We start from the raw sequence: 15752 nt of genomic DNA, 5'->3' as shown, positions 1-15752 counted from the left end.
GATTGTATCTTACATTATCAATTTTTAAATTTTTCAAATTCATACTGTCTATAATTTTACTGAAATTTTCTGGATTTTTCTCTTTTGCTAATTCATAAAGCAAGCTAATAGTTTTTAAAATACGTGTTTTTCCCTGACCATTATTTCCAAAAAAAACTGTATTTCTATTCAAATCAAACTCAATGGAATTACTTTGATCCTTAAATTCCAGATATAGATTATAGGTCTTCATAAAAATCACCTCATTAATTATAGTTTTTAAAAGTAGTCTTCAATATAAACTCACGAACAAATAGAGCCTTATCTACATAATAGACCAAAAGAACCAATATATTCAACATTTAATTATTTTTGATTTAATACAAAGGAAATATTATTCACAATAAAAAATCACCTATTGAAATACGTGATCAACATAAGGGAAATTCTAAAATTGATTGCCGGGACTATTCATTCTCCATCTAATCCAAGTTGGCCAAGCAGACGAGAAAGTTCGCGCCTGCTTTTTTCATCTGCAATACCTTCACTTTTTAAGCTTTCATATTCTTCATACGCATCTAAGTAAACGTCAATGAGCAAGTCGAGAGCAGGTGAATAAGAACCAGCTTCAACCAATGCTTTTTCGATTTGCTCTTTTTTCTTGGTACGAAAATCATTTGAGTGAGAAGTTTTAATATGAGAACTTCTCTTCTCACTTCTCACTTTCTGAATGCCTAGTTGCTCATGCCATTTATCTTGACTCTTCCACCTCGATAAAGTTTTTTCGTTAATCTCCAATTGTTCAGCAATCTCACGGTTTGTAATATCTCCCCGATGTTTTTTAAACAACTCAAACGCTTCATCCCGCTTCGGATTTCTCGGCTTTGCCAATTCTTATTCACCTCGCTTTCGTGAGAACTTTTTTTGTAAAAAATCTTAGTGAGGTGCGCGTTTACATCCCCTAACCGGTCTTGGGCAAAAAGAGAAAAATTAAAATTGATAGGGGGGTCACATAAAGAAAAGACCGCGCACAATTACGCAGCCTTCTTTCTTTTCTCCTTCTCAATCGACCATATCAATACTTCCTTTTCGGTGCTGGTCCTTCAATCTTGGCACTGATTGCTTTCGTGCGTTCCTCTGCTGCTACTGTGCCAGCTTCATAAACCGCTTCTATCATTGTAAGGTGCTTTTCAATAATGCCGCGCAACTGCTCATAATCTACCTTCTGACGCTTCATATAGAACACCTGTAGCACTTCATTGTCTTGTGAGGGCAATTGTGCCAGAATCGAGCGAAATCGCTTGTAGCCCTTTCTAAGACGTTCTATTTGCCGTCTGCGATTTTCCTTTTCAGCCACAATCATTAAGGCTAGGCGCTCCGTTCCTTTCGCTAACCAACAATCATTATCGTATGACGTAACACCGTAAGAGAATTCATATAGTTCTTGGAAGTATTGCGCGGCTGTTCGTTCTAGATAATCGGCTAGATCGTTAGAAGTAGCATCCTTCCACAGTAAATAAACGACTTCCCTTATGCGCCCTTCTACCTCTGGCACACAATCAAATGCTTGGCTATTCTTATCGTATTTTGTTCCCTCTGTCATAGCGGCTATTCGTTCTGCGAAATCACCGCTAATTGCTGCTAGGTTCATTGCTACACCTCACTTTCATTTCTCTAAGGTCGGATAATATAATAACGCTACTCTTTAGAAAGTCCTCTATATCCATTTCCATTGGTTCAATATCATTTGTTACTACTACTCTTTTAAACTGCATTCCTAACAAATCCTTGGCATATATCGCCTTATCTCCAAAAATGATAAATCCCTCCCCATCCAGCACCCATTCCCCTTTAAAGAAGCGGACAGCGATTCCTTTATGAAGGGCATACAAAATCATATCGTCTCCCTCAAACTTTTGACCATACAGCAATTTAGCAAATAGACCATGCTTCTTTGCGTTCTGATTTCCGTATTTCGGGTAACAGTTTCCCCTATTGCCTTGTGCCAATGTGTTACCTGCTAAAAATCGTCCCTTTTTGTCTCGCTGTGGTTGCAATGTTATCACTCCTTTGACGGTGTTCGTTTTGTAAGGACACGTTACCTATAAGCATTTTTTAGCCGACATTTGCCAACATTTCATAAGTAGAAGGGTTGTACATGGGAGCAATATCTATATAGATTTTTACGCTAGCATTTTCTAGCAATTAATAGCACAAAAGTTAGTAAATATTAGTAATGTAACGTTTGTCTATATAGGCTTTCACACTCTCATTTTCCAACAATCTATACGCATCCACTATATAAGTTTTTATTTCAGGTTTTTTCAGGTTGTCCTGCTCTTATGCTGCTTATATAATCTTTACCTTAACATTCGGCTTCCTGTAGCACTTTAACGCCTCTGCTTCCAAATAGATACTCTCAACTATTTAAAAACGCTACATAGGCTTCCTATGTAGTCAGAAGCCTATACAATGGGTTGAATGTAGTAAATTGTAGTACTACTTCCACACTGCTATTCCTACCGCTCTACTGTGTACCAATCGCCAAAACTATTTATCGCGATGCCCCATATGTTCCCTCGATTCGTTAAAGCCAACGCTATAATGCGGTGCGCCCCGTTCTTTTCAAAAGCTACTGGCACACTACTAATCTGCACGATCCTTTCATTTGCTTTTAGCACTTCTTCTTTTCTTGCTTCTAATGCTTTTTCTGTTTCACTATAGTAATCTATCATATTAGTTCTGCTCCTTTTTTATATAAATCCCTGCTTTTGGTTTTTTAAAGCTAAAAGGTAGGACAGGTAAGGCGTATTTTTTCTTGTGCCTGCCCTTGTCATACCCCCTTAAACCCTTGCTATTACTAGGTTTATAGAATTTTAGTAGGACAGGTAGGACAGTAGGGCGAAAAAAATATAGGGTATATATAAACGCATATAATAGAAGTACTCATGTACTTACACAATTTATACATGTATATATTATTTATGCCCTACTTGTCCTACCTGTCCTACTTATACATCTAAACGTTGATATATAAGGTTTTTGAAGGTAGGGCAAGTTTAAAATAACGCTCTACCTTGCCCTACGACTAACCATATTTCTCTGTATCCTCTGAAAAATCAAAGCCAAGTTCTTCAATAATTGTGCTGGCTAACGGTACTACATGGTACCCTTTTGGCGAATTTCATAGCGTGTGGTACCCTGTTTGGTACCGCCTAAACCCTGTTATACCAACGTTTCAAGGGGTAAAGTACCAAAGTACCAAGTACCAAACGAAAAATAGGGTGTATATATACGAACACACATTATATAGCTGGCTGTATGCAATTACATCATGTATATATTTTTCTTGGTACTTTTGGTACTTTTGGTACTATTACTATCTAAACCTTGATATATAAGCTTTTTAAGCGGTACCAAAAATTAAATTTAATTAATTTAATATGGTACCCTGTGGTACTTCTCGTCATTTTTATAATTTGTGTTAGTAAACATTAAGAATATGCGGAATGTGAATTTGTTTCTTTGAAATCGAAGCCTAAATCCTCTATGATTTTCGGCTGAATAGCTATACCGCGAAATTTTCTTCCCTTATGCTTGATTTGCTGGTAATCTACTATTTTATTGTTATTAAACCCTTTAATACTAATTCCCCTACGTAGCCATTCATTGCGAATTGTATTTTGCTCTGTTTTTAGAAAATCTTTTAAGTAGTTGGGTAGAAGGTGAATAGTGTTGTCCTTGAAAACTGCCTTTATCTCACCTCGTGGCAGATATTGACCAAATATCGCTTCTCTATCTGCGTCCAAGTCTGATAAGATGTCTTCTAGCAACTGCATAGGCTTATCTACTGCTTTGTTCTCTTTATTTAATTCATCGAATAAATCAGCCAATACAGATAAATCAATGGTACAATCAAAGAAACTATTGAGTACATCAGCCGTAAATACAATAGCTGCATAATACCGCGCAATACGTGAAATAACCTCATTCCCGTAGGCTTTTTGCTGAAATCTTTGATTATACGTTTCTTCAAAATGTGGAATGATGGTTTCTTTTTGCGCTTGCCACTTATTTAAAAACGCTAACCCTATTGAGCCATAATAATTTTCAATAGCTTTATATAAATCAGTAAAAAACTGATAGTTCTCCCCTTCAAATGGTAGCCCTGTAATCGGTAATATCCTAGCCGCTACACCGCCAGCGCGGTCTGCATAAGCATTTAATGAATCTTCTCCCGTAGAAAGCATAAGATTGCCCCATGTATATTCACGTTGGGAGCCGCTAACAGTCCCTCTCCCCTTTGAACGTCCACCGCTAAAAGTGTAAACGAAGCCCTGTAGCTGTCGTTCATCTGCTTTTCTAGTATCATCTAATAGCAATGGAAAGCTATTTAAAAACGAGGCTTTCCGCTCAGCTGCTACTTTTGTTAAATTCCATTCAGACACTAAATGCTCTGTTCCCCACACGCTGGCGCAAGCCCTTAAGACAGTTGTTTTCCCCTGTGAAGTGACACCCGACAAATCAATGATAAATGGCTTCATTTTTAGGTCTTGCAGTAAAACAGATGTAAATGACGCGACAACCATTAGAAGGGCTTTAGGGTGCTTTTGAATAGGCTTCAATACATGTTCAATCCATTCTTCAATTGTTCCCGATGTTTGAAATGCTTCTAGTAATTGCTTCTCCCCAATGTCAGGTGGTAAAATCGTCACACCATTAGCTGTTAATGGATGAATGAACGTATTTTTTATATGCCCTATTCGTTCTACTAAAAACTCATGATCTGACCGTCTTATCATATTTAACCTATCAAAATAGGTGATTAATTCTTTCGCGTTATTATCTGTCACAGCTAAAGACTTATAGGACAACTTTAACAATTCTTTCTTTATTGAAAGGTCGCCTGCTGGAATCACCTCTCTATACCACCTACCTTTATCACGCCAAGCAAGCTCATAATATAATTGTGCATGTTCTATATTAGTAAAGGAGCGTGTAATATACGGCACTTGTCGGCAAATCATCACTTCTAATATCTCCACATCACCAGTAGGCTTTTTCTTTTCAACTACTTTGAATAGGCAACCATGCTCATAGAAATAACCTTTCGGAAATATATCACCCGCTACCTGCTCTATTGGAAAATCGGCTGCCGCGCTGAATTCCTTTTTATAGTCCGACAACGTTTTCTTTTTACTTGCTGCGGCTGCTAAGAGTGTTCGTTCCCCATAAGTCATTGCGCCTCGCTGTGCGTCCCATTTCTCCCGATACAGCCCACTATTGCGGAACATTCTATCCATCTTTACAAAGTCCTTATCACAATAGTAAGCAAGCTCCTGACATAAAAAATAGTCGGTGTCAGAATGGTCGTTATCCCTTATCAGTTCCCCTTGATACATGGCGAGTATGGATTCACCATTCACTTTATCTTCAAACATTTTATTCCATGTCATAGTGTCGTCCTCAAAATTAAAAGGCTCACTGTTGAACTCTGTTTCTGTATACTGTGCTAGCTGCTCTTTGCTGAAATAATCCTCAATCAGCGCGGCTACCTCGTCAGAACGTTCCTGAATCTCATTGCCATTCTCCCGATTCCCCGTAAATGTGAAGTAACGACCATACGAATATAGCTCCACACCGTATGAAGCATTTTTAAAACCTGTTTGTGTGATATAAGTAGGTAAAGCGCCTTTCACAATAATATGAACCCCTGTGCCACTCGGTGAAAACTCTGTATAAGAATCTAAGCTGTCTATAATTGTGCTGGCTGTTTCATTGAATACGCCATTTTCATAACATTTATCAATATCCACGCCGATATATTCGTCATTTTGAGAGAATACAAAGCCTATTCCGTCATACTGTCCACTCCTGGCCGCTTCAACTGCTTCATAGAAATAGCACCATGTCGTAGGGTCATTCGTCTTTGCAAAGCTCCCGTTTGGCTGATATGGTACTTTGGTTCGTTTGCTGCCTTTCGTTTCAAACTTCCACACAATCCATCGAGTAATAGCCTGTAATTCATCTGGAATCTGTGAAAAATTATCGCTTTCCACTGTTTCTGAATGCTTTAAAATGCCTTGTTGCATGTCCTGAAATTCATTTTCCTTGTCTACTGTAGTCACTTTCTCACCATCTTTCATTTATGACCTATTCCCATGTACACGCCGCCAAGCTGTGTATTTTCACCATTCACTCGTAATTTCACTAATCACTTCAAAAGCGGCTCGATATGGCCACCAACGTTTGCGCTTCTTTTTAACTTCAATGGCCCTCATGCGGACATCACACACAATTTCACTTTCTAAGAAGCGTGGTGACATCGTTGTGAGTTCTGACATCTTTTCTAAGTCAATAAGCCACAACACTTCACGCACCTCTTCATCAAGTCGCTTTTCGATATATTGCCGAATGGCTTGCTTATCAAGGTTTACTTCAATGTTTGCTGGTAACATGATTAATCACCTCTTGTATTGGTAATTTCAAAAATTGAATCAAATTCTACATCTAAAGCACTACAGATTTTCTTAGCTGTTTCAGGTCTAGGTGACTGTTTTCCATTCGAAATTTGAATTAAAGTTGCTTCTGAAACACCTATAGAACGTGCAAATCCCCGTTTTGAAAACCCTCGTTTAATTAATTCTTGATTAAAGCCACCTTGTGATTTCAATTGAATAACCAAAACAAAACCTCCTCTATAATCAGATTAACCAATATATTGGTTGTATTAGTTTGTGAATTGATGATAAGGCTTTTTCGATAGAAAGTCAATCAATTTTAATTAACATATTGGTTATTCTGATTCGATTATGATATAATTCAAACAATCATTGTGAAAGGGAGTATGAAAATGTCAGGTTTTATCCATTGTAATTTGAGGGTTTTAATGGCTGAACGAGGCTTAAATATACAAAATGTAAAAGACCAAACTACACTATCAAGGACGACCATTTCAAACTTGTATAATAATTACGTTTCAGGTATTCAATTCGACACTCTAACACAATTGTGTACGCTTCTTAAATGTACGGCTGGTGACTTACTTACCTTTGTTAATGTGAAGGTTTCATTTAATGACATTTCTATAGATTGTAAAGTTGACAAGATAATAGAAAGTCACATTGAGGATCCTTCCGAAGGGTACGGTTGGAACTATGTTTCAAAGGCTAAAAGTAAATTTTTAATTAACTTAATGCTTAAATACGAGGGTGAACTTTTGGTTTTTGATTTTGAAGTAGACACTGTTGTACATTTTAATGAACTCAAACAAATCATCGACACAAATAATCGTATTTCAGAAATATTTCAATTGAAGTTAGATAATTTAAAAGCTCCTGTCTATGTAATTGACTATATAGAAGAACAACTTGAGGAATTTTTATCTAAGTGCATACATGATAGATTTATTAATATATTTGACGATTTAGATTAATCACACTCACCTATTCCTATACACACGCCGCCAAGCATGAAGGGAATAGACAAGGTGAAACTATATAAATCAGCAAAAGAACCCGAAATATACTACTATTTCAATGCGAAAGGTGAAAAGCTGTGGCTGTACCGCCATAAATTTTATGATGCGGCTGGAGTACGGAGAGAAAAGAAGAAAAGCAGCTTTAAAACAGAAAAGGCAGCGTTGAAAGCCCTTCTGGAAGTAAAGGCTGCCACGCTGCGCGGTGAAACAAAACATATAGAACATGATAACTTAACTATCGCCCAATGGCTAGATACTTGGCTAGAAATAAATAAAAACAAGTGGAAAGATACCACTATAAAACACCGGACATTAGCCGTTAAAAATCATATGAAGCCCTTGATAGGCCATTACAAGCTTCATAAGCTGGATCGTGTAACCTATCAAAAGTGTTATATTAACGAATTAGAAAAGAAATTAAAGCCTGGAACGGTGAAGTTGTTACACAATGTTTTTAAAATTGCTATTAATGCCGCAATCGAGGAAGAAATTTTAGTACGCAATCGGTTTATTAAAGTAGTGATAAAGGATGAAGATGTGATTGAATCTAAGGCTAAGGCAAATTTTTTAACACCTGCTGAACTAAGTAAGGTGCTACAAGTAGCAAAAGAAACGGATACCATCACAAATTATAGTTTTTTACTTACGGTTGCTTATACTGGAATTCGTCGCGGTGAAGCGTGTGGCTTACAGTGGCAAAATATCGACTTCAAAAATAATACAATCACAATTGAGCGTACAAGGGACGACACAGGAACGAGAACGCCTAAAACGAAAAATAGCTATCGAACTATTTTAATTGATAGCGTGGTTATTGATCAGCTCAAGAAATATAAAATATGGTGTAAAAAAACGATGCTTAAATACGGCATGAAGTACCATGATGAGCGTTATGTATTTATTTCAGATGATGGCGAGCCGATTACTGAAATGAAATGCCAGTACCCTTTTAAACGTGCCCAACTTAAGGCAGGTGTGATTAATGCAGAGGAACAGCCAAAATGTTCGTTGCATGCATTACGTCACACACATGCCACGATACTATTAAATAACGGGCAAAATGTAAAAGTAATTGCTGAACGTTTAGGGAATACCCCTACTATGGTAATGGATATATACGGGCATGTATTGAAGGAATTAGAAGAGCAGTCTGTAGCTATTTTTAGTGATACATTAAAGGCGATTGGGGCTAAAAGTGGGGCTGATTCATTTTAAAAGCCCCTGTAACGCCTATAAATCAACATTCTACTGCCTCTTTATAGACTACGTATGTTACCATATAATAAAGTGAAACTAAAATCAACGAGAAAGTTCATTTTAGAAAAGCTTCTCACATGCTGCGAGAATACACTTAATTATTACAAAGGAAAGAGTGATTACTTATGTCAATTTTCAACGAAATCGTAGATCGTCGTAAATCCCGTTCTTATAAATGGGATCGTATGGAGCAAATTTTTAATATTGAAGATGCAAGCGATATTTTACCAATGTGGATTGCTGACATGGATTTTGCTGCGCCTAAAGAAGTAATTGAAGCAATTGAAGAACGCTTAAAGCATCCCGTATTTGGTTATTCCTATGTTTGCAATGGCTGTAAAGCAGCAGTTGTAAGCTGGTATGAGCGCCGCCATCAATGGACAATTGAGCCAGAAGCAATTTTATTCCATCATGGTGTTGTGCCAGCAATCGCCAGTATTATCGAAACATTCACAGAGCCAAATGATAAAGTAGCTATTTCAACACCTGTTTATCCGCCATTTTCAAGCGTTACTAAAAATCAAGGTCGCGAGCTGGTATGTTGTGATTTAGTTGAAGTAAATGGTTCTTATACTTACGATTTTGCAAAGCTAGAAGAGCTATTTAAACAAGGGGTTAAGCTCTACATACTATGTAATCCTCATAATCCAGCAGGCGTTGTCTGGAGCCGAGCACAGTTAGAAGAGCTCGTTGCACTATGTATTAAATACGATGTGTATTTATTGGCGGATGAAATTCATGCCGACGTCATTTTACCTGGGGCAAAATTCATCCCAACATTAACTGTAGAAGGCAATGAACAAGCAAAAATCATTTCTTGTATTGCCCCTACTAAAACATTCAACTTAGCTGGCATTCAAGCTGCTATGATGGTTGTACCAAATAAAGATTTGCGCAAGCAATTAGAGCAAAATGCGATGGCACATGGCAAAATGGATTTAAATGCCTTTGCTTCTGCCGCTGTACAAGCTGCTTACACACACGGTGATGCTTGGTTAGATGAGTTGATTGACTATTTATCAGTGAATATGGATTATGTCATGAAAGAATTAAATGCACTAGATGGTATTTCTGTTGCTAAGCCTGATGGTACGTACTTAATGTGGATTGACTACCGCGCAACTGGCTTATCGGAAAAGGAAATGATGGATCGTCTATTAACGATTGGCAAAGTCGCTTTAGAACCAGGAACAAAATATGGTGAGGCAGGACGAGGCTTCCTACGTATAAATGTCGCATGTCCATTCTCTGTCGTTGAAGATGGCGTTGCCCGCTTTAAAAAGGCATTTGCTGCCAACTAAATAAAAAAAACAGGAAGGTCGTCCGAAAAGATAATGTCTTTTCAGACGGCCTTTTTTAGTTTTATTGGGCGAATTTTGCTGTTCGCTGGGCGATTTCCTTCGTTCGTTGGGCAAATCGTTACTTTTGAACTAAGAAAGAGTTTGCTGTTTTGTTGCAAAGTTCACCATGTAGCAAAAAAAGAAACTTCTGTTGTGAAAAAACGTATATAATGATATGGAGGTATTTTTGCATGAGAGTAATTAAATTTTTGTTGATAACAGTTATCGTGCTTGGGCTAGCAGGTTATGGCGTTTATCATTTCGGTATGCAATTTATTTCTAAAAAAGTAGCAGAGACCGTGACAATAGAGTTAGCAGATAGCGGGCAAATCGAAGCGGTCAAGCATGCGGTTGAACAAAATGCGACATTGGCAGGCTATATGGATGAGGCAAAAGTGGCTGACCTAAGTGAACTACCTTTTACAACAAAGGAAGAAGCGACAAAGGTATTAATTCAAAAAGTAGGTGTGACTGCATTAAATGATATCCGCGTCAAAGCAGAAAATGGCACACTTTCACAAGAAGAAATTATTCAAGAAATCCAAGAAAAATTAACACCAGAGGAGCAACTCGCTTTAAAGGTCATTATCTATCAAGAATTGTATAAGTAAACAAAAAAGTGAAATCGACGATGCGATTTCACTTTTTTATTATATCCATTACGTCGAGGCGTAAATTGCGTCCAGATTTTTTCAAGCTAGCTCGAAAAATTCCTCACAAAAAGCTGACGCTATGTTGTTGCTGTCGCTTTGCTTTCGCAACAGAAAACATTGCTGAATTAAGTGGAGGCTATTTTTGTTCCTGCTCTTTTTTCATGCGTTCATCTCGCTCTGCTAATGCACGCTCCTCAAGCTCCTTTGCCGCAAGTTCTTGCTTTTTCGCAAATTTGCGTATAAGTTTGAGCACAAAAAAGCATAGCAATAACAAAAGAAGTATTTCTATAAACGCTGGTAAGTATGTCGATTTATCCTCAGGGAAATAAAGAAAACCCAAATTTAATATGAATGAAGTCATTTTTTCACACTTCTTTCAGCTAATTATTCAAAAATTGTAATTGATTCAATTTTAATATCTTCCACTGGCTTATCGTTCATACCTTTTTTCACGTTAGCGATTTTATCAACGATGTCCATGCCTTCTACAACATGTCCAAACACTGTATGCTTATGGTCTAACCATGGTGTACCACCGTGCTCAGCATAATATTCAACCGCTTCTTTCGGGAAGCTTGCTTGCTCCATTTGACGAATCATATCGCTTGGAATATGTGGCATTTGCACGATGAAGAATTGTGAGCCATTTGTATTTGGTCCCGCATTTGCCATTGATAATGCACCGCGGAAGTTAAATAAATCATGGTGGAATTCATCTTCGAAAGAACCGCCCCAAATAGATTCGCCGCCCATACCTGTACCAGTTGGGTCACCGCCTTGGATCATAAAATCAGTAATTACACGATGGAAAATGATGCCGTTATAATACCCTGATTTCGCATGACCTAAAAAGTTTTCAACTGTTTTTGGTGCATGCTCTGGGAATAATTTAATTTTAATTGAACCCATTGTTGTATTCATTTCTACTAAAATTTCGCCTGCATTTAGCTCTGTTGTTAATTGTGGAAACATAAGTGTCTCTCCTTTAATTTTAATCATTAAACCTTTTTCATTCTACCATATTTCTTTTCACTTTTCCCCTTTTCGCAATCAAGTTACTTCCTTCGTGTTACGAAATAAGTTATACTGTATAACAATATCTTTTCTCAGCTAAATCCCCCTTTTACTTCTAGATGTCCCGAACTTCTGCTGAGTATACCTACTAAGTTAGAAAGAATGTGACGCACAATGAAAAATCGGAAACACAATTTTATTATTATTTTAATCGCAAACTTTATCGTTGCAGGATCCACAACCATGATTATGCCATTTCTTTCACTATACATTGATACGCTCGGTGATTTTTCTGAAAGCTATGTGCAAAGGTGGGCAGGCTTTATTTTTGCTGCAACCTTTATTACCGCCTTTTTAATGTCGCCCATTTGGGGACGCATTGCAGATAAATATGGTTACAAGCCTATTATGATTATTAACTGCTTCGGCATTGCTATTAGCATCTTTTTAATGGGCTATGTGCAAGATGTTGGGCAGTTTTTTGTACTGCGCTTGTTTATGGGGATTGTAACAGGATTTATTCCGACATCTATGGCATTTATTAGTCGACATACGCCAAAAGAAATTGCAGGAAAAACACTGGGCACGTTGCAAATGGGCAGCGTTGGAGGAACTTTATTTGGTCCTGTAATCGGTGGCTTACTTGCGGATACTTTTGGCTTTACGTATACATTTTTATTTACCGCAGCCGCCATCGTTCTTTCAGGTATCATTATTATTTTCGGCATTCATGAGCCTGAAATCATCAAAAAGAAAAAAAGTGCGATTTATTCTCGCAAAAATGTTTTATGGGCCATCTTCCACCATCGTCTTATGTTCAGCGTAATGATTGTCACAAGCTTAATTCAAATTGGTAATTTTAGCATCCAGCCATTACTTTCTTTATATGTGACACATTTAACATCTGCCGCAAATGTTGCAATGCTTGCAGGTGTGGCATTTAGTGCAGCAGGTTTAGGCAATATATTATTTGCACGCTTCTGGGGTCATTTGAGTGACCAGATTGGCTATGAACGTGTATTAATCGCCTTACTAATTTGCTGTGTTGTATTTGTCGTACCACAGGCATTTGTTACATCATTATGGCAATTAATTATTTTACGCCTCCTATTTGGCATTGTAGCAGGTGGCTTAATCCCAATTACTTCCGCCTTAATTCGCCGTGATGCACCCGTCGCAATTCAAGGTGAAGTAATGGGCTATAGTCAAAGCTTCCGATTTTTAGGAAACATTATTGGTCCTGTACTTGGTGGTATCGTTAGTGGATTAATTAATATTCCAGCTGTCTTTTACGTAACAGGCTCTCTATTCCTTGTAGCTTTTATTATTTTATACTTTATCCAGAAAAAACCAAAGCAATATATGGACGATATGCTAAAGGAGCATGCGTAATCGTGAGGGTGTGTCTGAAAAATCAGGCACACTTTTCATTTATGAGACAAAACAAGACGTTTAACAGAGTTCGTTTAGCCATTCCCGAAAACTGCATATTATGCTATGATAAGTCATTATTGGAGGCATAATTTATGAGAAAATTTTCTGGCTTTCTTATCATTTTTAGCTGCTTTCCCCTTTTATTTTTTTTAAGCGGTGAAATTTCCTATGAGATCAAAGCAGCAAGAACATTTGAAAATCAAATGAAAGAATCAATCGACTTGCCGAATATCACTTCTGCACTACCTATCACATTGCTAGACCAGAATAACAATGTATACAGTGAAGAATATGTAGAATGGCGACAGCCCACATCGCTGGAGAGCATCCCCAAAATCGTCAAGGATATTTTTATTTATAGTGAGGACAGCGATTTTTACGAACACATTGGATTTGATTTAAGTGCCATTACGCGTGCACTTGTTGTGAATACGTCTGAGCAATCTGTACAACAAGGTGGTAGCACGATTACACAACAATTAGTAAGGATGCGCTATTTATCTGAGGAAAAAACGTATGAACGAAAATTAATGGAAATCTTTTATTCTTACGAGCTGGAAAAGCGTTATAGCAAAACAGAAATTTTAAATATGTACTTGAATGAAATTTATTTTAGCAATCAAGTATATGGTATCGCTAGTGCAGCAACTTATTATTTTAGTAAACCTTTAAATGAGCTATCAATAGCAGAAGTCGCCTTTATCTCAGCAATTCCCAATAATCCGTCATTATATGACCCATTGAAAAATTTCGAACAAACAAAAGCTCGTCAAGAACGGTTACTGCAAATTTTAGTTGATCATGATGTCCTTACAATGGCGGAGGCTGAAACACAGAAGAATGTACCTATTCAGCTAAATGTTAAACAAAAAATACAAGCATATCCTGCGTATAGTACATACGTCTTGCAAGAATTGAAGTGGTTAGTTGCTCAAAATGAAGGTTTAGATGTTTTAATTGCGAATGCGAAGACAACACAAGAGAAGGAACAGCTACAAGCGCAACTTCAGGACAAAGTGCAAGCCCTATTCCAGCAAGGAGCCATCATACATACAGCACTTAATCCGACGAAGCAGCTACATGACGAGCAAGCAATCGATCAAATTTTATCATCATCATCAGAACTACAAGCGAGTGCTGTTATTATTGACAATAATACACGAGAGATTACAAGCATTTATGGTGGGAAAAATTACAAAAAATTCGATTTACATCGTGCTTATCAAGCACCGCGTCAGCCTGGCTCTGCTTTTAAACCATTAATTGCTTATGCACCCTATTTTGAAATAACAGATACATCACCTAGCTCTACTGTAAGTGGTGGTGCTTATTGTATTGGAGACTTCTGCCCTCAAAACTATGGAGGCGGAATCTACGGTCAAGTATCTTTATCGACAGCTTTTCGTTACAGCTATAATACGAGTGCTTTAAGACTTTATAATACAGTCGGTATCGATACAGCGTTCTCTTATTTAGAAAAATTTAATTTCCGTTCGCTAGATCAAAGAGATCGAATATATGCTACGGCTCTTGGTGGATTAACCTATGGTGTGACTACACTTGAAATGGCTGATGCGTATACAAGCTTTATCGATGGCTCATATGCTCAAGCACATGCGATTCGCAAAGTAACAGACTTACAAGGAAATGTTCTTTATAAATGGGCAAATGAACGCACTCTAATTTGGTCACCGAAGACTGTACGTTACATGCGCCAGTTACTGACAGACGTTGTCACAAGTGGGACAGGTGTTGGACTTTATACAACAACCAATTATATTGGGGCAAAAACAGGCACAACAAATGATTTTAAAGACTTTTGGCTAGCAGGCTTAACAGACACGGAAACAGCCGCTGTTTGGATTGGCTATGATATACCACGCTCTATGGAAGCAATCGAACGCTACCAAATTCATTTTGCCATTTTTAATAAAATTACGAATTGATAAAGGGAGAGGTGCTGAAATATATCAGCCCCCCTCCCTTTTTTAGTTTGCAAATGGTAAACTTGCTAGCACACCATTATAAAGCTTCATCACAACATAAAAGATTAAAACGATAAATAATGCCCAAACTAATATTTCAAAAAAGATTAACCCTACCATACCACCGATTGACATAAAATTGCTCATCTTGTACACCGTATAAATAAAATAGATGAAGACTGTTAATACAAAAACAACCAGCAATATCATAAAAGATTGGATGCCAAATGCAGACAGCAATGCACCGAAAAAGAAAATCACATAGCCTCCGCGCGCCGCATTCATCGTCTCCCCTACTTTATCACTTGAGAAAAACAGCATACCTAGCTCATGGATCGTCTCACCAATCAGTTTAAATGCGGAAAACATCATGAAAAAGATAAGTGCAAAAACAATTAATAAAAATACTCGTAGCTGTAAATCGGATAAAAATTCACGCATTCCTGTATAAACACCAATCAATTTAAAAAATTCAATGGATTGTGTCACGGTAAAAATACCGAATGTCAAACTAAATAATAAAATGGTGAACAACGGTAAATAACCGTACAAATATGGATTTTTCATAAAAATTTTTTACCCTCAAATTTCGTCATTCTTTCCTATTTAT

Annotated in this window: 17 protein-coding genes; 6 read left to right on the top strand and 11 right to left on the bottom strand. The window is 37.4% G+C overall.

Annotation, left to right across the window (positions count from 1 at the left end; genetic code table 11):
• The 8 genes from C9J34_RS14690 to C9J34_RS14655 form a co-directional block, all read right to left on the bottom strand.
• The coding region (locus C9J34_RS14690; RefSeq protein WP_202973688.1) for a hypothetical protein at nt 1-232 on the bottom strand (232 nt) is incomplete at its 3' end.
• A 218-nt stretch (nt 233-450) separates the two neighbouring features.
• Nucleotides 451-870 (bottom strand): phage terminase small subunit-related protein, encoded by a 420-nt coding sequence (locus tag C9J34_RS14685; RefSeq protein WP_107840926.1) that lies wholly within the window; start codon nt 868-870, stop codon nt 451-453.
• Nucleotides 871-1054: 184 nt separating this feature from the next.
• Nucleotides 1055-1630 carry a hypothetical protein gene (locus C9J34_RS14680; protein ID WP_107840925.1) on the bottom strand — a complete coding sequence of 192 codons (576 nt, stop codon included), beginning with the start codon at nt 1628-1630 and terminating at the stop codon, nt 1055-1057.
• The gene (locus C9J34_RS14675; protein WP_107840924.1) at nt 1611-2036 is read right to left on the bottom strand and encodes a hypothetical protein; all 426 of its coding nucleotides are present in this window, start codon (nt 2034-2036) and stop codon (nt 1611-1613) included. The genes C9J34_RS14680 and C9J34_RS14675 overlap by 20 nt, the downstream gene beginning before the upstream one ends.
• A gap of 462 nt (nt 2037-2498) precedes the next feature.
• Nucleotides 2499-2714 carry a hypothetical protein gene (locus C9J34_RS14670; RefSeq protein ID WP_107840923.1) on the bottom strand — a complete coding sequence of 72 codons (216 nt, stop codon included), beginning with the start codon at nt 2712-2714 and terminating at the stop codon, nt 2499-2501.
• A gap of 759 nt (nt 2715-3473) precedes the next feature.
• Nucleotides 3474-6125, bottom strand: coding sequence for a phage NrS-1 polymerase family protein (locus tag C9J34_RS14665; RefSeq protein WP_107840922.1), 2652 nt, complete (start codon nt 6123-6125; stop codon nt 3474-3476).
• 42 nt (nt 6126-6167) lie between these two features.
• Nucleotides 6168-6437, bottom strand: a complete 270-nt coding sequence (locus C9J34_RS14660) for a hypothetical protein (protein ID WP_107840921.1) — start codon at nt 6435-6437, stop codon at nt 6168-6170.
• 2 nt (nt 6438-6439) lie between these two features.
• Complete coding sequence (locus tag C9J34_RS14655; protein ID WP_107840920.1) at nt 6440-6664, bottom strand: helix-turn-helix transcriptional regulator; 225 nt, start codon at nt 6662-6664, stop codon at nt 6440-6442.
• Between the two features lie 168 nt (nt 6665-6832).
• Here C9J34_RS14655 and C9J34_RS14650 point away from each other — a divergent pair, with 168 nt between their 5' ends.
• The 4 genes from C9J34_RS14650 to C9J34_RS14635 all read left to right on the top strand — a co-directional run bounded on the left by C9J34_RS14650 (nt 6833) and on the right by C9J34_RS14635 (nt 10667).
• Complete coding sequence (locus C9J34_RS14650) at nt 6833-7414, top strand: helix-turn-helix domain-containing protein (RefSeq protein WP_107840919.1); 582 nt, start codon at nt 6833-6835, stop codon at nt 7412-7414.
• 54 nt (nt 7415-7468) lie between these two features.
• A complete protein-coding gene (locus tag C9J34_RS14645) occupies nt 7469-8674 on the top strand; it encodes a tyrosine-type recombinase/integrase (protein WP_476638799.1) in 1206 nt (401 codons plus the stop codon).
• A gap of 167 nt (nt 8675-8841) precedes the next feature.
• Entirely contained in the window at nt 8842-10017 is a 1176-nt protein-coding gene (locus C9J34_RS14640; protein WP_107840917.1) for a MalY/PatB family protein, read from the top strand.
• Nucleotides 10018-10247: 230 nt separating this feature from the next.
• Nucleotides 10248-10667 carry a hypothetical protein gene (locus C9J34_RS14635; protein ID WP_107840916.1) on the top strand — a complete coding sequence of 140 codons (420 nt, stop codon included), beginning with the start codon at nt 10248-10250 and terminating at the stop codon, nt 10665-10667.
• A gap of 178 nt (nt 10668-10845) precedes the next feature.
• On the opposite strand, the gene C9J34_RS14630 is transcribed toward C9J34_RS14635, so the two are convergent.
• Both C9J34_RS14630 and C9J34_RS14625 read right to left on the bottom strand, forming a co-directional pair.
• A complete protein-coding gene (locus tag C9J34_RS14630) occupies nt 10846-11070 on the bottom strand; it encodes a hypothetical protein (RefSeq protein ID WP_107840915.1) in 225 nt (74 codons plus the stop codon).
• A 23-nt stretch (nt 11071-11093) separates the two neighbouring features.
• Entirely contained in the window at nt 11094-11681 is a 588-nt protein-coding gene (locus C9J34_RS14625) for a peptidylprolyl isomerase (RefSeq protein WP_107840914.1), read from the bottom strand.
• A gap of 216 nt (nt 11682-11897) precedes the next feature.
• On the opposite strand from C9J34_RS14625, the gene C9J34_RS14620 reads away from it, so the two are divergent.
• Together C9J34_RS14620 and C9J34_RS14615 are read left to right on the top strand one after the other, a co-directional pair.
• A complete protein-coding gene (locus tag C9J34_RS14620) occupies nt 11898-13115 on the top strand; it encodes an MFS transporter (protein ID WP_107840913.1) in 1218 nt (405 codons plus the stop codon).
• A 134-nt stretch (nt 13116-13249) separates the two neighbouring features.
• On the top strand, nt 13250-15103 hold the full coding sequence (locus C9J34_RS14615) for a transglycosylase domain-containing protein (protein WP_107840912.1): 1854 nt from the start codon (nt 13250-13252) through the stop codon (nt 15101-15103).
• 42 nt (nt 15104-15145) lie between these two features.
• On the opposite strand, the gene C9J34_RS14610 is transcribed toward C9J34_RS14615, so the two are convergent.
• Complete coding sequence (locus C9J34_RS14610; protein ID WP_107840911.1) at nt 15146-15709, bottom strand: DUF5366 family protein; 564 nt, start codon at nt 15707-15709, stop codon at nt 15146-15148.
• Nucleotides 15710-15752: the final 43 nt, after the last annotated feature.

This window comes from Metasolibacillus meyeri (assembly GCF_003049505.1).
In the GTDB taxonomy this organism is placed as follows: domain Bacteria; phylum Bacillota; class Bacilli; order Bacillales_A; family Planococcaceae; genus Metasolibacillus; species Metasolibacillus meyeri.
The sequence above is the reverse complement of the archived record's forward strand: the minus strand, read 5'-3'. Positions and strand labels throughout refer to the sequence as shown.